The sequence below is a fragment of the Amycolatopsis sp. NPDC049253 genome (genome assembly GCF_040678995.1).
Lineage (GTDB): Bacteria > Actinomycetota > Actinomycetes > Mycobacteriales > Pseudonocardiaceae > Amycolatopsis.
On record NZ_JBFAQX010000023.1, the window covers coordinates 83543 to 108988 of the forward strand.

Annotated in this window: 6 protein-coding genes; 2 read left to right on the plus strand and 4 right to left on the minus strand. The window is 73.8% G+C overall.

Features of this window, described 5'->3' with window-relative positions; all coding sequences use genetic code 11:
* Window positions 1–11 precede the first annotated feature (11 nt).
* Window positions 12–164: a LuxR C-terminal-related transcriptional regulator gene (locus tag AB0K15_RS35880; protein WP_364060925.1), complete on the minus strand. Its 153-nt coding sequence runs from the start codon at window positions 162–164 to the stop codon at window positions 12–14.
* 14 nt (window positions 165–178) lie between these two features.
* Window positions 179–2776, minus strand: a complete 2598-nt coding sequence (locus AB0K15_RS35885) for a LuxR C-terminal-related transcriptional regulator (RefSeq protein WP_364060928.1) — start codon at window positions 2774–2776, stop codon at window positions 179–181.
* Between the two features lie 211 nt (window positions 2777–2987).
* On the opposite strand from AB0K15_RS35885, the gene AB0K15_RS35890 reads away from it, so the two are divergent.
* Complete coding sequence (locus AB0K15_RS35890) at window positions 2988–3779, plus strand: alpha/beta fold hydrolase (protein WP_364060931.1); 792 nt, start codon at window positions 2988–2990, stop codon at window positions 3777–3779.
* 109 nt (window positions 3780–3888) lie between these two features.
* Window positions 3889–4155, plus strand: a complete 267-nt coding sequence (locus AB0K15_RS35895; protein ID WP_364060934.1) for a hypothetical protein — start codon at window positions 3889–3891, stop codon at window positions 4153–4155.
* Window positions 4156–4314: 159 nt separating this feature from the next.
* Here AB0K15_RS35895 and AB0K15_RS35900 read toward each other — a convergent pair whose 3' ends face one another.
* Both AB0K15_RS35900 and AB0K15_RS35905 read right to left on the minus strand, forming a co-directional pair.
* Window positions 4315–9618, minus strand: coding sequence for a type I polyketide synthase (locus tag AB0K15_RS35900; protein ID WP_364060937.1), 5304 nt, complete (start codon window positions 9616–9618; stop codon window positions 4315–4317).
* Window positions 9615–25442 (minus strand): type I polyketide synthase, encoded by a 15828-nt coding sequence (locus AB0K15_RS35905; protein ID WP_364060940.1) that lies wholly within the window; start codon window positions 25440–25442, stop codon window positions 9615–9617. The genes AB0K15_RS35900 and AB0K15_RS35905 overlap by 4 nt, the downstream gene beginning before the upstream one ends.
* Window positions 25443–25446 lie beyond the last annotated feature (4 nt).

Here is a 25446-nt window from a genome sequence, read left to right on the forward strand (position 1 = left end):
CCGCGCGAAGTTCAGGACGCCCGCGGCCCGAGCTTGAGGTACACGGCCGTGAGGTGGTCGGCCACCGCGTTCGCGGAGACGCCCAGCAGCTCCGCGATCGCGGGGACACTCGTGCCGTGGGCGGCAAGGTCCGCCACCCGCAGCTCGATCTCGTTCAGCACCACCGGATCCGTCTCCCTCACTGCCCGCTGTCGGCGCCGGCGAGCTCGCCGGCCAGCGCGGCGCGCCCGGCCACGCCCAGCTTGCGGTAGACGCGGGTCAGGTGCTGCTCCACCGTGCTCACGGTGATGTAGAGCGTCTCCGCGATCTGCCGGTTGGTGCGCCCGTGAGCCGCCAGCTCGGCCACGCGCAGCTCGGCCTCGCTGAGCGTCGTCTGTGCGGGTGTCACCTCCGTGCGCGGGGCGACGGGCCGGGGCGGCACGGGTCTCGACGTCACCGCGCGCGTGGCCTGGCGCGGCACGTGCACCGGCTTGACCAGGCCCGCGGAGCGTTCCGCGCGCTGGCCGAGCTGATTGAGCGCCCGCGTCGTGCGGGCCAGCTCCAACCGGTCGCCCGAGGCTTTGAACGCTTCGGCGGCCCGGGTGAGCAGCCCTGCCCGCCCGGCGGAGTCACCGGCGAAAGCCAGCACTCGCAAGGCCGAGCCACGCGAGTACGCGTCGGTCGGCGCCGCGCTCGCCAGCTGCTGCTTGGCCAGCTCGACGGCGAGCGTCGGGTTCCCCAGCTTCAGGTTGGCCTCGGCGAGATCGGTGCGCCACGGCACGACCGTGGGCAGATCGAGCTCCTGCTCCCGCAGGATCCGCTGGCACTGCTGGAAATCACTGACCGCGGCCAGACCGCGGTTGGTGGCCAGGTGGAACTGGCCCCGGGCCCGCAGGTAGCGCACACCGCCGAGCGTGGTGAACACCGCTTCCGGCAACGGCTGCCGGAGCACGGCCGCGGCGGCCTTGAACGCGCCGGCCGCGGTGTGCGCCGCGAGCAGCGTGGCGCGCGGGTAGCTGATCGCCACGCCCCAGTTGGGCGCGTCGAGCAGGGCCAGCGCGCGGTTCGCCCGGTCCGTCGCCGCGGCGACCTCACCCCGGCGCAGCACCAGGCTCGCGCCCAACGCGTCGAGCATCGCCTTCCACGTCACCGCGCCGCGGTATTCGGCCTCTTCGCTCAGCGACGTGCACCAGCCTTCGGCGCGGTCGGCTTTGTCGGCGTAGGCGAGCGCGACGATCGCGGTGCCCAGCGCTTCGAGCGAAGTGTCCGAAAGCCGGCAGTTCTGCAGGATCTGCTCCGCGCACGCCGACGTCGCTTCGGTCGCACCGGTGTGCCACACGGAAGCGAGCGTGTTCGCGGTGTGCAGCCACGGGTCGTCGGTGCTCGGGGCCGCCGGGGCGACGCCGTAGTGCCAGTGCCCGGCCAGCGTCAGCTCGGCGGCCGTGCGCGGGTCGAGCGGTTCGACGTCGTCGTGGAGCGCCGCGAAAGCTTGTTCGAACGTGTCCCGCTCACCGAACCACAGCGACTGCCGCGCGAGCGCGATCCGGTCGGACTGGTCGAGCGAGTCACCCGCCGCCCGCAGCGAAGCCAGGTGCGGCGCCGCGGCGGCCGGGTTGACGCGCCAAGTGATCTTCGCGAGCAGCTGCGAAATCGTCTGCTGCTCCCACGCGGCGGTGGTCACGGAGGCAGCGAGCTTGAGACAGCGGGTGGCGAACTCGACGTCGTCGCCGAGCATCACCTGCTCCGCCGCTTCCACCAGCACCGGCAGAGCCCACTCGGGTTTCGCCTCATCAGCCGCCACGAGGTGACGGGCGACGTCGGCGGCCGGCAGGCCCCGCGCGTGCTTCACCTCGGCGGCGCGGACGTGCAGCCACACCTTCTCCGAACCTCGCAGCCCGCCCACCACGGCGGCCGCGGCCGGCTGCTGCCGGAAGCGCACACCGGCGACCAGGCCCGACTCGGCGAGCAACCCGGCCGACGTCTCGGCGTCGAGCGGGTCCACGCCGGCGACGGTCGCCACGGCTTCGGTGGTGACGTCGGTGTCCAGCACCGCGATCGCCGTCGCCACCTCCCGCAGCGGTGAGCCGTAGCGGTGCAGCAGCCGTTGCACGGCCTCGGAGTAGGCCGAGCCGGAGTCGGTGCTGCTGCGGTAGGCGTCGACCAGCGCGGTGACCAGCAACGGGTTGCCGGCGCTGAGCTCGTGGATCTGCTCGGGCAGCCCGTCCGGCCCGTCGCCGGCGACCAGCTCCGCGATCGCCGCCACCGAAAGCGGGGTCAGCTGCACGTGCCGGTGCGGCTGCGACGCGAACTCGAGGCCGCCGTCGGCGTACCAGGTGTCGGGCTGCGTCAGCACCAGCAGCAGGGCGGCCGAACGGGTGCGCCGCTGCAACCTCAGCAGCAGCCGCGCCGACGTCCCGTCCACGTGGTGAAGGTCGTCCACGGCCACCAGCACCGGCCGTTCGCGGGCCACGCCGTGCAGCGCGCCGCACAGCTCGGTGATCTTGTCTTGCTGTCGTGCCACGGCTTTCGGCAGCGCGGGACCCGCCAGCAGCTGGTCGATCACGCCGCCGTCCACCTCACGCTCGTCGGCCGCGCCGGTCGCGGTGAGCGTGAGGATGCCCAGCTCCTTCGCCCGTGCCACTACCTGGTTCAGCACCTGTGTCTTACCACTGGCCGGACCGCCGCCCACCAGCACGGTTTCCCCCGCACCGGCGTCGCATTCGATCAGCAGGCCTTCCAGAAACCCGACTGCCTCCTGCGGATCGGTTCGGCGGTTCTGCCCCCAGTTCACGCCCATCGCAAGCTCCTCGACCCACTGGTCATCTTCCTGCGACTCCGAGACTCGCAGTGACCCCCTAAGGGCAACCAACCCCGACCTAAAGTCACCCGAAGGGGTGATCACGTCACGTTCTGTCGCTGCGGGTTTCCTTGTGCCCCAACCACTTCCCGGGCTGATAGGGGTTGCTCGCGCGCACACCGGCCCGAACACTTCCTGAACTGTGACTGCCGTGAACGAAAGAACCAGTCGTTGGGTCCGGCGCTTCCACCCGGTCGAGGACGCTCGCGTGCGGCTGGTGTGCCTGCCGCACGCCGGCGGCTCGGCGACCGCCTACTTCCCGTTCTCCCGCGCGGCCCTCGCGGCCGGGCTGCCCGCCGACGTCGTCGCCGTGCAGTACCCGGGCCGTCAGGACCGCCGCGGCGAACGCTGTTTCGACGACCTGGCCGCCATGGCCGACGCGCTCGCCGACGACCTCGGCCCGTGGTTCGATCGCCCCGTGGCGCTGTTCGGCCACAGCATGGGCGCGACGCTCGGCTACGAGGTCGCCCGCCGGCTCGAGGCCCGCGGCGCGGAGCCGATCGGCCTGTTCGCCTCGGCCTGCCGCGCCCCTTCGGCCCAGCGCATCGAATACGTCCACCAGCGTGACGACGACGGTCTCATCGCCGCGTTGAAGGAGCTCAGCGGCACCGACACCACCGTGCTGGGCGACGACGAACTGCTGCGCATGGTGCTGCCCGCCGTCCGCGGCGACTACACGGCCGTGGAGACCTACCGCCACGACGGCGGTGCCGAGCTGCGGTGTCCCATCCACGTCCTCGTCGGCGACACCGACCCGGTGACCGACCTCGCCGAGGCCGGCGCCTGGCGCGCCCACACCACCGGGACCTGCGACGTCGCCGTGTTCGGCGGCGGGCACTTCTACCTGAACAGCCAGCTCGACGGTGTCGTGGGCACCGTCGCCACCACGCTGGCTCGGTGGCAGCGCGCAACCCCGATCCGGCGCCCCGGTAGGGGTGGGTAAACCCCACCTGGCGTTCAGGTGCCGACCCCATGGTCCGGTGGGCCCGGTTCCGCGAAACTGAGTACATCAAGGAAACACCCCGGAACCACTTCCCTCGGAGGTAGTCATGATGGCCATCCAGACCGCTCCCGGCGTCACCCAGCGGATGCTCCCCAACGGCCACCTCGAGCTCACCTGCCGCGCCACCCGCCGCCAGATCGAGTGCGAGCCCGTCGCCGCGGCGATGTGGATCGCGCTGAAGCAGCAGAACGGCGACGTCGACCGCGCCGCGGCCGTCCTGTCCGGCCTGTGGGGCACCGACGAGGAGGACGCGCGCTACGACATCATCGCGCTGGCCGGCTCGCTGTGCTCCCTGGGTCTGCTCACCGAAGCCTGAGAACCCCGCCGACGCGTACAGAACGCCCTGGGGCCGCCACAGTCCCAGGTTCGCGATCCGCGTCCGCCCCGAGCGTCGAGCGCATCCCGCTCCGCTCCCCCGGACATGACGACGGGCCGCCCACGGTTTCCACTGTGGACGGCCCGTTTCCCGTTCGTGCTAGTGCGCGCCGAGCTCCTCGTCCAGCATCGCGAACAGCTCGTCGGCACTGGCGTCTTCGACCTCATCGTTCTCGGCGAACTCCCCGACGACGGTCTTCAGCCGTTCCAGGACCTTGCCCCGCACGTCGGCGTCCGCGCTCCGCAGCGCCGCCACCAGCTCCTCCACCCGCACCTCGACGTCGGACGGGCCGTCCTCCACGGACTCCGCGAGGAACCCGGCCAGCACCTCCACCGAGGGATAGTCGAAGATCAGCGTGGCCGGCAGCCGCAGCCCGGTCACCACGTCGAGGCGGTTGCGCAGCTCGATCGCCGTCAAGGAGTCGAAGCCGAGCTCGATGAAGCCCTTGCGCGGGTCGACCGCGGCGGCGTTGTCGTGTCCGAGCACCACCGCGGCGGTGCCGCACACCAGCTCCACGACGGCCCGTGGCCGCTCTGCGGCCGGCAGGGAGGAAATCCGGCCCCACGAGTCGTCGACCACCTCGACCCGGCGCCGCGTCGACCGTTTGACCAGCCCCCGCAGCATCGCCGGCACGCTGTGCGCGTCGGCCCGCAGCCCGGACAGGTCCAGCCGCACCGGCACCAACGCCGGTTCCGTTGTCCCGAAGACGGCGTCGAACAGGTCGAGACCGTCCGCAAAGGACAGACCGAAGACGCCGGAGCGGGCCATCCGGACGAGGTCGGTGTCACCGAGCTCGCCGGACATGCCGCCCTCCGACCACAGCCCCCAGGCCAGCGAGACGCCCGGCAGCCCGGCCGCGACGCGGTGTTGCGCCAGCGCGTCCAGGAACACGTTCGCCGCCGAGTAGTTCGCCTGCCCGGCCGCGCCCAGCGTCCCGCCCGCCGACGAATACAGCACGAAGGCCGCCAGGTCCATCGACGCCGTCAGCTCGGACAGGTGCCACGCGGCGTCGACCTTGGGCCGCAGCACCGCGTCCATCCGCTCCGGGGTCAGCGACAGCAGCACACCGTCGTCGACCACCCCGGCCGTGTGGATCACCGCGGACAGGGAAACGCCGTCCAGCAGCGAAACCACCGCGTCACGGGCAGCCAGATCGCACGCGACCAGCGAGACCGAAGCGCCCAGTTCCTCCAGCGCCGCCACGAACTCGGGCGCACCGGGAGCTTCGAGGCCGCGCCGGCTGGTCAGGAGCAGCTCCCGCACGCCGTACGACGTCACGAGGTGGCGCGCGATGAGCTTGCCCAGCACGCCGGTCGCGCCGGTGACCAGGACAGTTCCGTCGAGGTGCACGCGCTTTTCGTCCGGCACGAACTTGGCCAGCCGGTGCACCAGCACCTGGCCGTCGCGCACGGCGACGCCGGGCTCGGCCGCGTACATCGCGCCGAGAACCTCCGCGACCGGCACCGGGCCGTCGTCCAGGTCCACGACCATGAAGCGGTCCGGGTACTCCAGCTGCGCGGTCCGCACGACACCCCACAGAGCCGCGTGGGTCAGGTCGGCCACGGCCTCGTCCGGGCGGGTGCCGATCGCGCGGCGCGCGACGACGACCAGCCGCGACGCGCCCAGCACCTCTTCCCCGACCCATGCCTGGGCCAACGCCAGCAGCCGGTGCACGGCTTCGCGTGCGCCTGCCGGGGTGGCCTCCGCGGGCTCGGCGAACGGCACGAACACCACGTCCGGCACCGCGTCGCCACCACCGATCCCGGCGACCAGCGATGCGAGGTCCGCCGAAGACTTTCCACCGAGACCGAAGACGTCCTCGCCGAGCACCGCCGACGTCACGGCGGCGGCCGGCTCACCTGACCACGCCGGCCATTCCACGCGGAACAGCGAGTCGTCCACCGCCGAACGCCCGGCGGGCGCGAACGCGTCGTCGGCGATCGGCCGCAGCGCCAGCGTTTCGACGCTCAGCACCGGCGCACCGGTCGGGTCGGTGGCCGTCAGCGACACCGTGTTCTCGACGTCGCTGGTAATCAGCACCCGCAAGCTCGACGCGCCACCGGCGTGCAGCGACACGCCCGACCACGCGAACGGCAGCACCGGCTTGTCCTCCGTCGGCCCGGCGAGGCCGATCGTGTGCAATGCCGCGTCCAGCAACGCCGGGTGCAGGCCGAAGGCCTCGGCGTTCGCCTGCTCCGGCACGGCCACCTCAGCCGCCAGCCGGTCACCCACCTGCCAGACGCGGTTCAGCCCGGCGAACACCGGGCCGTAGTCGAACCCCTGGGCGGCGAGGTCGTCGTAGCGGCCGGTCACGTCGAGCTCGACCGCACCGGCCGGCGGCCACTCGGCGGCTTCCGGCCTTTCGTCCACAGTGGACGAGAGGCGGCCACTGCCGTGCTGAACCCACTCGTCAGCGCCCTCGGCCTGCGAGTAGATCCCCAGCGACCGCGTGCCTTCCTCGTCTTCCGCGCCGACCGTGACCTGCAGCCGCACCCCGCCCTGTTCGGGCAGGATCAGCGGCGCGGCCAACGTCAGCTCGTCGAGCCGCGGGCAGCCGGCCTCGTCGCCGGCCCGCACGGCCAGCTCCACGAACGCCGTGCCCGGGAACAACGCCGCACCCTGCACCACGTGGTCGGCCAGCCACGGCTGCGCACTCAGCGAAAGCTTGCCCGTGAGCACCACGCCACCCGCGTCCGCCGCGACCACGACCGCGCCCAGCAACGGGTGCCCCGCCTCGCGCTGGCCGGCCTCGGCGACGCCACGCACGCGGGCGCCGGTCGGGTTGTCGAGCCAGTAGCGCTTGCGCTGGAACGCATACGTCGGCAGCTCCACCCGGTGCGCCCCGGCGTAGAGCGCCTCGAAGTCGACGGGCACCCCGGCCGTGAACAGCGTCGCGACCGCCGTGGCCGCGCTTTCGGCCTCCGGCCGGTCCTTGCGCAGCACCGGCACGAACGTCGCCCGCTCGTCGCCGGACAGGCAGCTCTGCCCCATCGCCGTGAGGACCGCGCTCGGCCCGACCTCGACGAACGTGGTCACGCCGTCGGCCAGCGCCGTGCGCAGGGCGTCGGCGAACCGCACCGCCTCTCGCACCTGCCGCACCCAGTAGTCCGGAGTGGACAGATCGCCACCGGCCGTGGACACCACCGGAATCGTCGACGCCGAGTAGCTCACCTTCTCCGCCACCGCGGCGAACTCGGCCAGCATCGGCTCCATCAACGGCGAGTGGAACGCGTGCGACACCCGCAACCGCGACGTTCGCGCGAACTTCTCCACGACCGCCAGCACGGCGTCTTCAACCCCGGACAGCACGACCGAATCGGGCCCGTTGACCGCGGCGATCCCGACGCCCTCGGTGAGCAACGGCAGGACCTCGTCCTCCGTCGCCTGCACCGCGACCATCGCGCCGCCACGCGGCAGCGCCTGCATCAGCCGTGCCCGCGCGGCCACCAGCCGGGCCGCGTCGGCCAGCGAGAACACCCCGGCGCAGTGCGCGGCCGCCAGCTCGCCGATCGAATGCCCGATCAGCCGGTCCGCCCGCACCCCCCACGCTTCCAGCAGCCGGAAGACCGCGACCTCGACGGCGAACAGCGCCGGCTGCGTGGCGCCGGTCTCGTCGAGCTTCGCCGCGTCCGCCAGCAGCTCGCGCAGCGGCGTGTCCAGGTGCGGATCCAGCTCGGCGGCGACCTCGTCCAGCGCGGCGGCGAACGCGGGATGCTCGGCGGCCAGCTCGAGCCCCATCCCCGCTCGCTGCGCGCCCTGCCCGGTGAACAGGAAGGCCGTTTTCCCCGGCGCCGCAACGCCTTCGACGACTCCGGCGGGCGTGCGCCCGGCCGCGTACTCCGTCAACGCCCGTGCCGCACCGGCACGATCGGCCGCCACCACACCGGCCCGGTACTCGCCCAACGTCCGCGTGGTCACCAGCGACAGCCCGACGTCCGCGGCCGAGCCCGAGACCTCCGCCAGCCGGCCCGCCTGCGCCCGCAGCGCCTCCGGCCCGGTGGCCGAGAACAGCCACGTCACGGGCCCGTCCTCGGCCGAAGGCTCGGGAGCCGGGTCACCCTGCTCCACGATCACGTGCGCGTTCGTCCCGCTGATGCCGAACGACGACACCGCGGCCCGCCGCGCGCGCCCGGTCTCCGGCCACGCCCGCTCGTCGGCGAGCAGCGCGACCGTGCCGTCGGACCAGTCGACGTGCGGTGACGGCTCGTCGGCGTGCAGCGTGCGCGGCAGGACACCGCGCCGCAGCGCCTCCACCGCCTTGATCACGCCACCCACCCCGGCCGCGGCCTGCGTGTGGCCGACGTTCGACTTGAACGACCCGACATACAGCGGCCGGTCCGGCGTCGTCACCTTGCCGTAGGTCGCGATCAGGGCCTGCGCCTCGATCGGGTCACCCAGCTTCGTGCCGGTGCCGTGCGCCTCGACGAAGTCCACATCGGACAGTTCGAGACCACCGTCGGCCAGCGCCGCCCGGATCACGCGCTGCTGCGCGGGCCCGTTGGGCACCGTGATGCCGCTCGACGCGCCATCGGAGTTCACCGCGCTGCCGCGCAGCACGGCCAGCACGTGGTGACCGTTTCGGCGAGCGTCCGAAAGCCGCTCCAGCAGCAGCATCCCGGCGCCCTCCGAGCAGCCGACGCCGTCGGCGCCGCTGCCGAACGCCTTGCAGCGCCCGTCGGAGGACAGCCCGTGCTGCTCGCTGAAGTACACGAACATATCCGGCGTCACCATCACCGTCACGCCGCCGGCCAGCGCCAGCGAACACTCGCCGCGCCGCAGCGCCTGCGCCGCGAGGTGCATGGCGACCAGCGAAGACGAGCACGCCGTGTCCACCGACACCGACGGGCCCTCGAGCCCGAGCGTGTAGGAGACGCGCCCGGAGATCAGGCTGCCGTCGCTGCTGCCTGCGCCGTAGTCGTGGTACATCACGCCGGTGAACACGCCGGTGCTGGTCCCGCGCAGCGTCGCCGGCACGATCCCGGCGCGCTCCACCGCTTCCCACGCCGTCTCCAGCAGCACGCGCTGCTGCGGGTCGAGCGTGAGCGCCTCCCGCGGCGAGATCCCGAAGAACTCGGGCTCGAAGTCGGCGGCCTCGTGAAGGAACCCGCCTTCGTTCGAGTACGTCGTGCCGGGCCGGGAACCGCTGGGGTCGTGGATCGACGCGGTGTCCCAGCCGCGGTCGGAGGGGAACTCGCCGATCGCGTCGACGCCCCCCGCGACCAGCTGCCACAGCTCGTCCGGAGTCGTGACACCGCCGGGGTAGCGGCAGCCCATGCCGATGATCGCGATCGGCTCGTGCAGCCGGGCGGAGAGCTTCTTGTTGTCCGCCTTGAGCCGCTCGTTGTCCGTCATGGACTGCCGCAGCGCGGCGACGATCTGCTCGGTCGACGGGGACTGGGTCACCGGGACTCACCTCGTTCGTCGGTCTGGTCGCCACCCATCGCGGAGCGGACCAGGTCGGCCAGGTCCATCGCCGCGACTGCGGACGCGGCTTCGTCGGTCTCCTCGATCTCAGCGTTCTCTTCGGTCTCGGGCAGCAGTTCCGCCAGCAGGTGCCGGGCCAGCGGGAGCGGGCTCGGGTAGTCGAAGATCAGCGTCGCCGGCAGCCGCAGCCCCGTCGCCGCCCCGAGCCGGTTGCGCAGCTCCAGCGCCGCCAGCGAGTCGATGCCGAGGTCCGTGAAGCCCTTCTCGACCCCGACGGCCGAAGCTTCGTCGTAACCCAGGACCGCCGCCGCGTGCTCGCACACCAGCTGCAGCGCCGCGGCTTCCCGCTCGCTCGCCGCCAGCGCGGCGACCTTGTCCGCGAACCCGGCCTCGGGCGCCGCGGCCGGAGCCCCGGCCGCGGCGGTTCGCCGGGACGGAGCCGCGACCAGGCCACGCAGGAGCGGAGCCACGCGGTCGGCTTCCTTCAGGTCGGCCAGCTCCACCGGCACGAGCGTCGGCCGCCGGGCCGCGAGCGCGGCGTCGAACAACGCGAGCCCGTCCTCCGCGGTCAGCTCCGCGACGCCGTACCGGGCGATGTGCGCCAGGTCTACCTCGCCGTCGGTGCCTTCCCACGGACCCCAGGCCAGGGAGGTCGCCGGCAGGCCCTGCGCCGCCCGGTGCTCGGCCAGCGCGTCGAGGAACACGTTGCCCGCCGCGTAGTTGGCCTGCCCCGCGGCCAGCACCAGGCCGCCTGCCGACGAATAGAGGACGAAAGCCGCCAGGTCCCGCGACGCCGTGAGCTCGTGCAGGTGCCAGGCCGCGTCGACCTTCGGCCGCAGCACGGTCTCGACCTGCTCCGGGGTGAGGGCGCCCAGCACCGCGCTGTCCATCTGCCCGGCCGCGTGAACCACGGCGGTGAGCTTCGGCAGCGTCTCCAGCAGCCCGGCCAGCTCGGCGCGGTCGGTGACGTCGCACGCGGCCACGGTGACCTTCGCGCCTTGCCCGGCGAGTTCCTCGACCAGCTCCCGGGCACCCGGAGCACCGAGGCCCCGGCGGCTCGTGAGGACGAGGTCCCGGGCACCGCGGGCGACGAGGTGCCGGGCGAGCAGCCCACCGAGCAGACCGGCGCCACCGGTGATGAGCACCGTGCCGTCCGGGTTCCATTCGACCGGCTCGCCGATCTCGGTCACGCGCACCAGCCGCGGCACGCGCACCTCACCGGCGCGGACGACCGCCTCGGGCTCACCCGAAGCCGCCACCGCGGGCAGCGCCTGCGCGGACTCCGCCTTGCCGTCGACGTCGACCAGCTGGATCCGGCCCGGGTTCTCCGCCTGCGCGGCCCGCACCAGACCCCAGACCGGCGCCTGCGCGAGGTCCGGTGTGTCCGCCTCGACCGCGCCGCGGGTGACGACCAGGAGCTTGCCGTCGTCGAACCGGCCGAGCCAGTTCTGCAGCAGCGCCAACGTCTTCCGCACCGTCGTGTGGACGCGGGCCGGCACGTCGCCGTCCTCGGCCGCGACCGGCAGCACCAGCACGTCGGCCGCCACCGGCTCGGCGTGGACCGGCAGGCCCAGGCCGAGATCGTCGGCACCCAGCACGGCCCAGCCGTCGATCGACGGCGCCAGCCGCACGCCCGACGCGGGCAGCCAGTCGATGCGGTAGAGCGAGTCCGGCACCTTCGCACCGAGCTGGCCCTCCGACACCGGCCGCGTGACCAGGGACTCGATCCACGCGACGGGCGCGCCGGCCGCGTCGGCGAGCGCCAGTTCGGATCCGCTCTCGGTCTTGCGCACCCGCACTCGCAGCGCCGTGGCACCGGCCGCGAACAGCGAGACCGTGTTCCACGCGAACGGGATCGTCGTCTCGGTCAGGACCTTCGGCCCGCCCGGTACGAGGAAGTCCGTCGCGCCCAGCGCGGAGTCGAGCAGCCCCGGGTGGAGGCCGAACTCGCCGGCCGCCGTGCCGTCGGGCAGCGCGACCTCGGCGAACACCTCACCGTCGCGCAACCACACCGCGCGCAGGTTCCGGAACGTCGGGCCGTAGCCGAAGCCCAGGCCGGCGAGGTCGTCGTAGAGCCCGGTGAGGTCCACGGCCGCGGCGCCCGCCGGCGGCCAGGCCGCCAGGTCGAACTCCGCGGCCGGCGTTCCGGTGGTCAACGTGCCCGCCGCGTGCTGCGACCAAGCACCTCGCTCGGCCGCCCGCGAGTGCACCGAGAACTCCCGGCGCCCGCTCGCGTCCGGAGCCCCGACGACCACGCGCAGGTCCACGCCGTCCTCGGGCAGCAGCAGCGGTGCCTGCTGGGTCAGCTCCTCCAGCACCGCCGCCCCGACCTGGTCCCCGGCGTGCGCGGCCAGCTCGACGTACGCGGTGCCGGGCAGCATCGTGCGGCCCATCACCACGTGGTCGGCCAGCCACGGCTGCGTCGCCGCGGACAGGCGGCCGGTGAGCACCGCGCCGCCGTCGGGAAGCTCCACGAACGCGCCCAGCAGCGGGTGCGCGGCGGACTTGGCGCCCAGGGAACCGACGTCGCCGGTGCCCTTGGTCGCGTCGAGCCAGTAGGACTTGTTCTGGAACGCATACGTCGGCAGGTCCACAGTGGACGCACCGCGCCCGGCGAACAGCGCCCGCCAGTCGAGCTTCGCGCCGCGCGAGAACAGCGTGCCGAGCGCGGTGAACAGCGTGGTCACCTCGTCGCGGCCGCGCCGCATCGCCGGCACCTGCACCACGCGGTCCGGCCGTTCGGCCGCCGCCGTGTCGCTCTCGCGGGCCATGCCGGTGAGCACCGCGTCCGGGCCCAGCTCCACGAACCGCGTGACGCCGGCGCCCAGCAACGTCGTGACCCCGTCGGCGAACCGCACGGCTTCCCGGACGTGCCCCACCCAGTAGGCGGGCGAGCACAGCTCGGCGGCCGTGGCGATCTGCCCGGTCACGTTGGACACCACCGGAATCGCCGGCGCGGAGTAGCTGAGGCCCTCGGCAACCGCGCCGAACTCCGCCAGCATCGGCTCCATCAGCGCCGAGTGGAACGCGTGCGACACCGCCAGCTGCTTCGTGCGCCGCCCTGCGTCGGAGAACGCGGTCATGGCCTCCTGCACCGAGGATTCCGGCCCGGAGATCACGACCGAGCGCGGACCGTTGACCGCGGCGACGTCGACGTCGGACGGCAGCGCGGCCCGCACCTCGTCCTCCGTGGCGGCGATCGCGGCCATGGCACCCCCGCTCGGCAGCGCCTGCATGAGCCGGCCGCGCGCGGCGACCAGCGTGCAGGCGTCGGCCAGCGACAGCACCCCGGCCACGTGGGCCGCGGCGAGCTCGCCGATCGAGTGCCCGGCCACGTAGTCGGGCACGGCGCCCCACGACTCGACCAGGCGGTAGAGCGCGACCTCGATCGCGAACAGCGCGCACTGCGTGTAGGCGGTCTGGTTGAGCAGCTTCCCCTCGTCGGAGCCCTTCTCGGCCCAGATGACCTGCTTGAGCGGCACCTCCGTCTCGAAGAGACCGCAGATCTCGTCGAACGCGCCGGCGAACACCGGGAAGGCCTCGTAGAGCCCGCGGCCCATGCCCGGCTGCTGCGCGCCCTGACCGGTGAACAGGAACGCGGTCAGGTCGGCCGCGCTGATCGTGCCGGTCACCGTGCCCGCGGGGGTCCCGCCGGCGGCGAGGCCGTCGAGTGCCTTGAGCGCGGCCTCGCGGCCGGCGGCCAGCACGACCGCGCGGTGGTCGAGCGCCGCGCGACCGGTGGCCAGCGAGTACCCGACGTCGGTCAGGTCCAGCTCCGGGTTCGCCCGCAGGTGCTCCGCCAGCCGGGCGGCCTGGTCGGCCAGTGCCTGGCCCACCGAACCGGCGAGCGGCAGCGGCACCACCGGCAGCGCCGGAGTACCGGCCCTGGGCGTCTCCACAGTGGACGGAGGCGCCTCCTCGATGATGATGTGCGCGTTGGTCCCGCTGATGCCGAAGGACGAGACACCGGCGCGGCGCGGTCGCCCGTTCGGCAGCCACGGCCGAGCCTCGGTCAGCAGCTCGATGTCCCCGGTCGTCCAGTCGACGACGGGCGAGGGCGCGTCGACGTGCAGTGTCCGCGGCAGCAGGTTGTGCCGCAGCGCCTGCACGACCTTCATCACGCCGGCCGCCCCACCCGAGGCCTGCGCGTGGCCGATGTTCGACTTCACCGAGCCCAGATACAGCGGCCGGCCCTCGGGCCGGTCCTGGCCGTAGGTGGCCAGCAGGGCCTGCGCCTCGATGGGGTCACCGAGCTTCGTGCCCGAACCGTGCGCCTCGACGGCGTCCACTTCGGACGGTCGAAGCCCACCGGCGGCGAGCGCCGCGTGGATCACGCGTTCCTGCGAAGGGCCGTTCGGGGCGGTGAGCCCGTTGGACGCGCCGTCCTGGTTCACCGCGCTCGAGCGGACGACGGCGAGCACCTCGTGGCCGTTGCGCTGCGCGTCGGACAGCCGCTCCAGCAGGAGCAGCCCCGCGCCTTCGGCCCAGCCGACGCCGTCGGACGCGGCCGAGAACGACTTCGAGCGGCCGTTGGGCGAAAGCACGCCCTGCCGGCTGGAGTCGACGAACAGGTCCGACTGCGACAGCACCGTCACGCCGCCGGCCAGCGCCAGCCCGCACTCGCCCGCCCGCAGCGCCTGCACCGCGAGGTGCAGCGTGACCAGCGAAGACGAGCACGCCGTGTCCACCGTCATGCACGGACCCTCGAGCCCCAGCAAGTAGGAGATCCGGCCGGAGACGACCGCGCCCGAGCTGCCGTTGGGGATGTAGGCGGCGACGTCGGCGGGCGCGCCGGGAGCGCGGCTGCCGTAGTCGTCGTACATGGCGCCGGTGAAGACGCCGGTCAGGCTGCCGCGCAACGCCGTCGGGTCGATGCCGGCCCGTTCGACGGCCTCCCACGCCGTCTCGAGCAGCAGGCGCTGCTGCGGGTCCATCGCCATGGCCTCCCGCGGGCCGATGCCGAAGAACGCCGGGTCGAACTCGGCGGCGTCGTGGAGGAAACCGCCCTGGTTGGCGTAGGTCTTGCCCCGCTTGCCGCGTTCGGGGTCGTAGATGCCCTCGGTGTCCCAGCCGCGGTTGGTCGGGAAGCCGCTGACCGCGTCGACCTCGTCGACGAGCAGCCGCCACAGGTCCTCGGGCGACCGCACGCCACCGGGGTACCGGCAGGCCATGCCGACGATCGCGATCGGCTCCTGCATCGAAGCGTGGGTGCGGGTGGTCGTGGCCGGGGTCTTCGCGACCGCGCCGAGCAGCTTGCCCTTCACGAAATCGGCGACGGCCTTGGCGGTCGGGTGATCGAAGATGAGCGTCGCCGGCAGCGACAGCCCGGTGGCCGTGCCGAGCAGGTTGCGCAGCTCCACTGCCGCCAGGGAGTCGAACCCGAGCTCCTTGAACGCGCGGGATCCGTCCACTTCGGACTTGTCCGCGTAGCCGAGGACGGTCGCCACCTGCGTGCGGACGAGGTCCAGCAGCACGCGGTCGCGCTCACTCTCGACGAGGGCGGCCAGTTCGTGCGCCAGGGCGTTGTCCGCGCTCGCGGTCTTGGCTTTGGCCACGCGGCGGGCCCTCGGCGGCACGAAGCCGCGCAGCAGAGCCGGCAGCTCGTCGGTGCGGGCCTTCAGCGCGGGCACGTCGATCCGCAGCGGCGCCACCACGGCGTCTTCCGTGGCGACCGCGGCGTCGAACAGCGCCAGCCCCTGCTCGGCGGTGACCGCGGGCAGGCCGAGGCGAGCCATGCGGGCGAGGTCGGCCTCGGAGAGGTCGCCGCCGAGACCGGTGTTCTCGGCCCACAGACCCCACGCCAGCGCGGTCGCGGGCAGGCCCGCCCCGCGCCGGTACAACGCGAGACCGTCGAGGAACGCGTTCGCCGCGGCGTAGTTCGCCTGGCCGGCAGGCAGCACCTGGCCTCCGGCGGAGGAGAACAGCACGAACGCGGACAGCTCGCGTGAAGCGGTCAGCTCGTGCAGGTGCCAGGCGGCGTCGACCTTGGGCTTGAGCACGGAGTGCAGCTGGTCCGCGGTCAGCGAGTCGAAGACCCCGCTGTCGGCCGTGCCCGCGGCGTGGACCACGGCGGACAGCCGCGGCAACGCGTCGAGCAGCTCCGCGACGGCCGCGCGGTCGGCGACGTCGCACGCCGCGACCGTGACCGTGGCGCCGAGGTCCGTGAGGTCGTCGGCCAGCTGCGCCGCCCCCGGGGCGTCGAGGCCACGGCGGCTGGTGAGCACCAGGTCACGCACGCCGTGCTCGGCCACGAGGTAGCGCGCCAGCAGGCTGCCGAGCCCGCCGGTACCGCCGGTGACCAGCACCGTTCCTTCGCCGAACGGCGAAACCCCGGTGGTCTCTGTGCGGGCGTAGCGCGGCACGAGCACCGAACCGGCGCGAACCGCGGACTCCGGCTCCCCCGACGCGACCGCGGCCGCGATGTCCTCGGGTGTGGTCGCGGTGTCGGCGTCCACGAGGAACACGCGCCCCGGGTGCTCGGCCTGCGCGGCGCGCGCCAGACCCCAGAGGGCGCCTTCGGTGACGTCCACTCCTGCGCCGCCGGCGGCGGTCGCGGAGTGCGTGACGACCGCGAGCTTGGTGCCCGCGAACCGCGATTCCGCGAGCCAGGCCTGGATTTCCGCCAGCAGCCAGGCCGCGTGCTCACGGGAGACCTCCGGCACGTCGCCTTCGCGTTCCGGCACCGACAGCGTCACCAGCTCCGGCACCGGCTCACCACGGTCGACGGCCCCGATCAGGTCCGCGAACCCGGCGTAGGTGGCGGCCACCCCGACCCGGCCGCGGCCGACGGCCACGACGGCGATGTCTGTCGCCGGCGCGGTAACGGGCTGCCAGGCGATCTTCAGCAGCGAACCGTCCACTGTGTCCGGTGCGATCGAGAGCCCCTTCTGCACCGGCCGCGACACGAGCGACTCGATCGTCGCGACCGGCCGGCCCTCGCTGTCGGCCACCTCGATGGCCGAGAGCTCGTCACCGTCCAGCCGGACGATGCGCACCCGCAGCACCGCGGCGCCGACCGCGTGCAGCGTCACGCCGTTCCACACGAACGGCAGCAGCGTCGCGCCGCTCGGGTCGCCGAGCAGGTCGGCGTGCATGGCGGTGTCGAGCAGCGCGGGGTGCAGGCCGTAGGCGCCGGCCGTGGACGCGGCCGGTTCCGGCAGCGCGACCTCGGCGAACACCTCGTTGCCCCGGCGCCACGCGGCTTTGAGGCCCTGGAACGCCAGGCCGTAGCCGTACCCGCGGTCGGCGAGCAGCTCGTAGGCGCCCTCGACCGGGATCACGCTCGCCCCCGGCGGCGGCCATTCGGTCAGCCCGGCGGGCTCGGGCCGCGTGACGGCCGAGAGCGTGCCGAGCGCGTGCTGCGTCCAGTCGCCCTCGGTGCCGGCCGGGCGGGAGAACACCGTGACCGGACGACGGTCGTCGGCGGCCGGGCCGACCACGACCTGCAGCGCGACCGCACCGTCCGGCGGCAGGACGAGCGGGGCTTGCAGCGTCAACTCCTCCACCACCGGCAGACCCACCTGGTCGCCGGCCGCGACGGCCAGCTCCAGCAGACCGGTGCCCGGCACGAGGATCGCGCCCTTCACCACGTGGTCGGCCAGCCACGGCACCGACGCGGCCGAGAGCCGGCCGGTGAGCACCGTGGTGTCCGAACCGGACAGCGGCACGACCGCACCCAGCATCGGGTGCGCCAGCGGCTGCTGGCCGACGGCCGTGACGTCGCCGGACGGCGTGGCGTCGAGCCAGTAACGCTTGTGCTGGAAGGCGTACGTCGGCAGGTCGAGCCGCACCGGGCCGTCGCCGAGCAGCCGGCCGAGCTTCGCCGCGCCCCGCGTGTGCAGGCGCCCGGCGGCGGCCAGTGCCGTGCGGACCTCGTCCTGGTCGCGCCGGCCGAACGGGACGAACACCGTGTTGCCGTCGCTGTCCTCGACGCTCTGCGGGCCGAGCACCGACAGCACGCTGTCGGGCCCGAGTTCGAGGAACGTCCGGACACCACTGGCGGCGAGCGTCTCGACCGCCGCGCCGAAGCGCACGGTCTCGCGGACGTGCGTGACCCAGTACTCCGGCGAGCACAGCTCCTCGTCCGTGGCGACGCGGCCGGTGACGGTGGAGACGATCGGGATCCGCGGCGCCGCATACGCGAGCCCGGCGGCGATCGTGCGGAACTCGTCGAGCATCGGGTCCATCAGCGGCGAGTGGAACGCGTGACTCACGCGCAACCGGCGCGTCTGGATGTCGCCGGCCAGGCGCTCGATCTCCGCGACCACGCCGGCGTCACCGGAGACCACCACCGCGGCGGGCCCGTTGACGGCGGCGATGCTCACGTCGTCGTGCCCGGCCAGCAGCGCGCGCACGGTCGCCTCCGGCGCGGCGAACGCGACCATCGCACCCGGCCGCTCCGCCAGCGCCCCCATCAGGCGGCCGCGGGCGGCGACCAGCTTGGCGGCGTCGTCGAGCGAGAGCACCCCGGCGACGTGCGCGGCCGCCAGCTCGCCGATGGAGTGGCCGGCGAGTGCATCGGGCACGATCCCCCACGACTCGGCGAGCCGGAAGAGCGCGACCTCGACGGCGAAGAGGCCGGGCTGCGTGTACTGCGTCTGGTCCAGCAGCCCGCGGTCGGCGAGCCCGGTGGTACCGAAGACGACGTCGCGCAGCGGCACGTCGGTGTGCCGATCGATGGCCACGCAGACGGCGTCGAAGGCCTCGGCGAACACCGGGTAGGCCTCGGACAGCTCGCGGCCCATGCCGACACGCTGCGCCCCCTGGCCGGAGAACAGGAAGGCGAGCTTCCCGTCCGTGACCTGGTCGGACGCGGCCTCACCGGCGGCCAGGGCGCCGAGGCCGTCGGCCAGCTCGGCCACGGTCCCGGCGACGACCACCGCGCGGTGCTCCAGCGACGCCCGCGTCGCGGCCACCGAACGCGCGATCTCCGCGACGCCGACGTTCTCGTGCTCGGCCAGCCAGGTCCGCAGCCGGGCCGCCTGCCCGCGCACCGCGGCGGCGGACCGGCCGGACAGCGCGACCGGCACGACGACCTGCGTCTCCTCCGGCTGCTCGTGCTCGATCTCGGGCGCCTGCTCCAGGATCACGTGGGCGTTGGTGCCGCTGATGCCGAACGAGGACACGGCCGCGCGCCGCGGGTGGCCGTGGGCCGCCCACTCCTGCTGCTGCGTGAGCAGCCGCACCGAACCCGCGGCCCAGTCGACCACTGTGGACGGACGGTCGACGTGCAGTGTGCGCGGCAGCTGCTCGTGCTGCATCGCCAGGACCATCTTGATGATGCCCGCGACACCGGCGGCGGCCTGCGTGTGGCCGATGTTGGACTTGATCGAACCCAGCCACAGCGGCTCTTCGCGCTCCTGGCCGTAGGTGGCCAGCAGCGCCTGCGCCTCGATCGGGTCACCCAGCGTGGTGCCGGTGCCGTGGCCCTCGACGGCGTCGACTTCGGACGGCGTGAGGCCGGCGTCGGCCAGCGCGCGGGTGATCACCCGCTGCTGCGAGGGGCCGTTGGGGGCGGTGAGCCCGTTGGACGCGCCGTCGTGGTTCACCGCGGAGCCGCGCAGCAGCGCGAGGACGGGGTGCCCGTTGCGGCGGGCGTCGGACAGGCGCTCGACGAGCAGCATGCCCGCGCCCTCGCCCCAGCCGGTGCCGTCGGCCGCGTCGGCGAACGAGCGGCAGCGGCCGTCGGCGGAAAGGCCACGCTGGCGGGAGAAGTCGACGAAGGTGTCCGGAGTGGACATCACCGTGACCCCGCCGGCGAGGGCGAGCGTGCATTCGCCGCGGCGCAGCGCCTGCGCCGCCCAGTGCAGGGCGACCAGCGACGACGAGCAGGCCGTGTCGACCGTGACTGTCGGGCCCTCCAGGCCCAGCGCGTAGGACACGCGGCCGGAGACGACGCTGGCGAGACTGCCGTTGCCGAGGTAGCCGGCGATGTCGTCGGACACCGTGCCGAGCCGGGTGCCCCAGTCGTGGTACATCACGCCGGCGAAGACGCCGGTCGCGCTGCCGCGCAAGGAAACCGGGTCGATGCCCGCGCGCTCGAACGCCTCCCACGACACTTCGAGCAACAGCCGCTGCTGCGGGTCCATGGCGGCGGCCTCACGCGGGCTGATCTCGAAGAAGTCGGCGTCGAACTCGGCGGCCTCGTGCAGGAAGGCGCCGTGCTTGACGTAGGAGTGGCCGGGCTTGCCGGGCTCCGGGTCGTACAGCGCGTCGACGTTCCAGCCGCGGTCGGCCGGGAACGGGGTCAGCGCCTCCTCGCCGTCGGCGACCAGCCGCCACAGGTCCTCCGGCGTGGTCACGCCACCCGGGTAGCGGCAGGCGATGCCGACGATCGCGATCGGCTCTTCCGGGTCCACGGTCGTGACCGGCGCGACCGGCTGCGCCGGCGCGAGCCCGGCCAGCCGGCCCACGAGGTACTCGGCCAGCGCGCGCGGCGTCGGGTAGTCGAAGACGAGCGTGGCGGGCAGCCGCATGCCGGTGACGGAATCGAGGATGTTGCGCAGCTCCACCGCGGCCAGTGAGTCGAACCCGATCTCGCCGAACGGGCGCGCCGGGTTGATCGCGTCGGCGCTGTCGTGGCCGAGCACGGCCGCGACGTGCGTGCGCACCAGGTCGAGCACGGCGCGGTCGCGGTCGGCCTCACCGAGGTGGGCGAAGCGGCCGGCGAACTGCTGCTCCGGCGTGAGCTCACCGGACCCGACCGCGGCGGCCGCCCGGCGACGGCCGGCAGGTGCGAGGCCCCGCAGCACCGCCGGGACGTCCTCGCCCCGGGCCCGCAGCGCGGAGCGGTCGACGCGCGTCGGCACCACGGCCGGTGCGCCCGAGGCCAGTGCCGCGTCGAGCGCGGCCAGGCTTTCGGCCACGGTCAACGGCGCGAGGCCGAGCCGCGCGATGCGGCTGCGGTCCACTTCGGACAGTGTGGCGCCCATGCCGAGGTCGCCGTCCCACAGACCCCAGGCCAGCGACGTGGCCATCTTGCCTTCGGTGCAGCGGTGCTCGGCCAGCGCGTCGAGGAAGGTGTTGCCGGCCGCGTAGTTCGCCTGGCCCGCGCCGTCGGCGAGGCCCGCCGAGGACGAGAACAGGACGAACGCCGAAACGTCACCGACGAGTTCGTGCAGGTGCCAGGCCGCGTCGACCTTCGGGGCCAGCACGGCGTCGAGCCGCTCTTCGGTCAGCGAGCCGATCATCGCGTTGTCCAGCACGCCGGCGGTGTGGACGACGGCGGACAGCGGCTGCTCAGCCTTCTTCAGCGCCACGGACAGCGAGCGCTTCTTGCTCACGTCGGCCGCGGCCACCGTCACGCGCGCGCCCAGCTCCCGCAGGTCCGCGACCAGCTCGGCCGCGCCCGGAGCGTCGGCACCGCGGCGGCTGACCAGCAGGAGGCTGCGCACGCCGTGGTTCGTGACGAGGTGGCGCGCGACCTGCGCGCCCAGGCCACCCGTGCCGCCGGTGATGAGGACGGTGCCTTCGGCCGACCACGTCGGCCGCTCGGCGTCGGCGGTGAGCCGCACCAGGCGGGCCGCGTGCACGGCGCCGCCCTCGATCCGCAGCTCCGGCTCCCCCGAGCCCAGCGCCGTGGCCAGTGCCCCGGGCGTGACCGCGCCCTCGACCAGCACCACCCGGCCCGGGTGCTCGGCCTGAGCCGACCGCACCAGGCCCCGCACCGCGGAGTCGGCCAGCTCGCCGCGCGTCAGCACGACCAGCCGCGAAGATTCGTAACGCTCGTTGTCCAGCCACTGCCGCAGCACAGCCAGCACGCGGTGCGCGGCCTGCTTGGCGGCGGTGGCGGCGTTCTTGCCGCGCACGGAAACCGGCAGCAGCACGGCCCGCGGAACGTCCACGAGCGACACCAGCGCGTCGGCCACAGGCACGTCGAGGCCGGCGACCGAGCCGAGCGCGGCGAGCGTGGGCAGCTCGGCGCCGGACGTGACCGGCGTCCACTCCACGCTGTAGAGCAGGTCCCGCGCCTGCGTGCCGAGGTCGGCACCGCGGACGGCCCGCGAGCGGAACGACTCGACCGACAGCACCGGCGCGCCGGCCGGGTCGGTGATCTCCAGCGTGACGCCACCGGTGGCGGGCGACGTGATGCGCACCCGTCCCTCGGTCGCGCCGGAGGCGTGCAGCCGCACGCCGCTCCACGCGAACGGCAGCCGGATCTCCTCGGCCTCCCGGGCCTCACCCGGGGCGAAGTCGGTGGCGTGCAGCACGGCGTCGAGGAGCGCCGGGTGGATCCCGAACGCGGCTTCCTGCGCGGCGGGCAGCGCGACCTCGGCGTAGACGACGTCGTCGCGCCGCCATGCCGTGCGCAGGCCCTGGAACAACGGGCCATAGCCGTAACCCTGCTCGGCCAGCTCGCCGTACAGCTCGGCGGTGGCGACGACCTCGGCGCCGGCGGGCGGCCACTCGGTCAGGCTCGCCGGCTCGACGACCGGACCGGTCGCGAGGACACCCACGGCGTGGCGGGTCCAGGCGGCGTCGGCGTCGTGGTCCGGACGCGAGTGGAACTCGATCGTGCGGCGCCCGTCTTCCTCCGCGCCGACCACGGCCTGCAGCGCGACCCCGCCGGACTCCGGCAGCGCGAGCGGCGCCTGCAGCGTCAGCTCATCGAGCACGCCGCAGCCGGCCTGCTCGCCGGCGTGCAGCGCCATCTCGACGAACGCCGTGCCCGGCAGCACCGCGGTGCCCGCGATGGTGTGGTCGGCCAGCCATGGATGCGTCCTCAGGCCGACGCGGCCGGTGAACACGAGCCCGTCGCCCGCGAGGCCGATCTCCGCGGCCAGCAGCGGGTGGCTCGACGCGAGCTGGCCGAGGTCGGCCGCGGCACCGTGCGAAACCGGGGCGGTGAGCCAGAAGTGCTTGCGCTGGAAGGCATACGTCGGCAGGTCCACGCGGCGGGCCGGGCCGAAGAACGCGCTCCAGTCGACCGCCACCCCGCGCGTGTGCAGCTTGCCGAGCGCGCCGGCGAGGGTGGTGACCTCGGCGTGGTCGCGGCGCTGCGCGGCGGTGAAGGTGATGGTGTCGGCGTAGGGACCGGTGGCGGCCAGCGCCGACAGGACGGCGTCGGGGCCGACTTCGATCGCGGTCGTCACGCCGGCCTCGGCCAGCGTCGCCACGCCGTCGGCGAACCGCACCGCGCGACGCACGTGCCACAGCCAGTAGCCCGGCGAGCACAGCTCCTCCGGCTTGGCGAGGCGGCCGGTCACGTTGGACACCACCGGGATCGACGGCGGCGCGTAGTCCACGACCTCGAGAATCTCGCGGAACTCCGCCAGCATCGGCTCCATCAGCGGCGAGTGGAACGCGTGCGACACGCGCAGCTCGCTCGTCTTGCGGCCCTGCAGCCGGAACACGGTGGCGACGTCCTCGACGGCGTCGCGCCCACCGGAGACCACGACGGACGACGGGCCGTTGACGGCCGCGATGCCCACGCGGTCGTTGAGCAGCGGCTGCACCTCGTCCTCGGTCGCGGCGAGCGCGACCATCGCCCCTCCCTCCGGCAGCGCCTGCATCAGGCGGCCCCGCGCGGCGACGACCAGGCACGCGTCGGCCAGCGACCAGACCCCGGCGAGGTGCGCGGCGGCGAGCTCGCCGATCGAGTGGCCCAGCAGGACGTCGGGCCGGACGCCCCACGACTCCAGCAGCCGGGCGAGCGCGACCTCCACGGCGAACAGGGCGCACTGCGCGTACTGCGTGTGATTGAGCTCGTCGGCGTCGTCGCCGAAAAGCACGTCGCGCAGCGGCTGGTCCATCTGCACGTCGAGGTTGTCGATGACCTCGTCGAAGACCTCGGCGAACACCGGGTAGGCGAGGTAGAGCTCCCGGCCCATGGCGAGGCGCTGCGAACCCTGGCCGGTGAACAGCATCGCGAGCTTGCCCGGCGTGCGCTCGCCCGTGACCACGGCGGCGTCCGGCTCCCCCGCGGCCAGCGCGGTGAGCCCGCGAACGGCGTCAGCGGTGTCCTCGGCGACAACCACGGCGCGGAGGTCGTGCGCGGCCCGGGTGGCGGCGAGGGAGAAGCCGAGGTCGGCGAGGTTCCCGGCATCCACGGTGGACACCAGCTTGGCGGCCTGGGCCCGCAGGGCGTCCTCGTCCCGAGCGGACACCACCAGCGGCACCACCGGCAGCTGCTGGGCCGGCGTCTCCTCGGTGTCGACGGCTGGGGCCTGCTCGATGATGACGTGCGCGTTGGTGCCACTGACCCCGAACGACGACACGCCCGCGCGCCGCGGACGCTCGACCAGCGGCCACTCGCGCGTTTCGGTCAGCAGCTCGACGGCGCCGGCGGTCCAGTCGACGTGCGGGGTCGGCGCATCGACGTGCAGTGTCTTCGGCAGCACGCCGCGGCGCATGGCCTCGACCATCTTGATCACGCCGGCGACGCCCGCGGCGGCCTGCGTGTGTCCGATGTTGGACTTGATCGAGCCCAGCAGCAGCGGCGTCTCGCGCTCCCGCCCGTAGGTGGCCAGCAGCGCCTGCGCCTCGATCGGGTCCCCGAGCCGCGTGCCGGTGCCGTGGGCCTCGACCGCGTCCACTTCGGACGGATCAAGGCCGGCGTCGGCCAGCGCGCGCGTGATCACCCGCTGCTGCGAGGGGCCGTTGGGCGCGGTGAGCCCGTTGGACGCGCCGTCGGAGTTGATGGCCGAACCGCGGACCACGGCGAGCACGGTGTGCCCGTTGGCCACGGCGTCGGAGAGCCGCTCCAGCACGAGGACACCGACGCCCTCGGCGAACCCGGTGCCGTCGGCCGCCGCGGCGAACGCCTTGCACCGCCCGTCCTCGGCCAGGCCACGCTGGCGGCTGAAGGCGGTGAACGTGCCGGGCGCACCCATCACGGCGACCCCGCCGGCGAGCGCGAGGTGCGTCTCCCCGCGCCGCAGCGCCTGCACCGCGAGGTGCAGCGCCACCAGTGAACCCGAGCACGCGGTGTCGACCGTCAGCGTCGGGCCTTCGAGACCGAGCGAGTAGGCGACGCGCCCGGAGACGACGCTCGGCGCGTTGCCCGTGAGGAGGTAGCCGTCGAGGCCGTCGGGAGCTTCGTGCAGGCGCGGCCCGTACTCCTGGGCCTCCGCACCGATGAACACGCCAGCGGGCGTGCCGCGCAGCGTGGTCGGGTCGATCTTCGCCCGCTCCAGCGCTTCCCACGCCGTCTCCAGCACCAGCCGCTGCTGCGGGTCCATCGCCGACGCCTCGCGCGGCGCGATGCCGAAGAAGCCGGCGTCGAACTCGCCGGCGTCGGGCAGGAAGCCGCCGGAGGCGACGTAGCTGCTCCCGGGCCGGTCGGGGTCCGGGTCGTAGAGCTTGCCGAGGTCCCAGCCGCGGTCGGTCGGGAAGCCGCTGATCGTGTGCACCTCGTCCGCGACCAGCTGCCACAGCTGCTCGGGCGAAGCCGCGCCACCCGGGTAGCGGCAGCCGATGCCGACGATGGCCACCGGCTCGTCGTGGTTGTCACCGCGCACGATCAGTCCACTGTCGACGGCCTCCTCCCCGAACACCTGCGCCTGCAGGAACCGCGCGACGGCGGCCGGGGTCGGGTGGTCGAACGCGAGCGTCACCGGCAGGTCGAGCCCGGTGGCGTCGGTGAGCTGCGCGTGCAGCTCCACCGCCGCCAGCGAGTCGAACCCGTGGTCGGAGAACGCCTTCTCCGGGTCGAGGACGGCCGGCACCTCCGGCAGCACGGCCCGGAGCGCGGCCCGCGTGGCACTGTGCACCACGTCCGCGACGAACGCCGCCCGATCGCCCGGCGGCAAGTGCGTCAGCCGCTGGCCGAAACCGGATTCCGGATTCCTGTCTAACTCACGCATAACG

What these genes read in the sequence shown, in the direction of transcription:
- AB0K15_RS35885 (WP_364060928.1), bottom strand. Translation starts at nt 2,776, where the DNA reads ATGGGCGTGAACTGGGGGCAGAACCGCCGAACCGATCCGCAGGAGGCA.
- AB0K15_RS35895 (WP_364060934.1), top strand. Translation starts at nt 3,889, where the DNA reads ATGGCCATCCAGACCGCTCCCGGCGTCACCCAGCGGATGCTCCCCAAC.
- AB0K15_RS35905 (WP_364060940.1), bottom strand. Translation starts at nt 25,442, where the DNA reads ATGCGTGAGTTAGACAGGAATCCGGAATCCGGTTTCGGCCAGCGGCTG.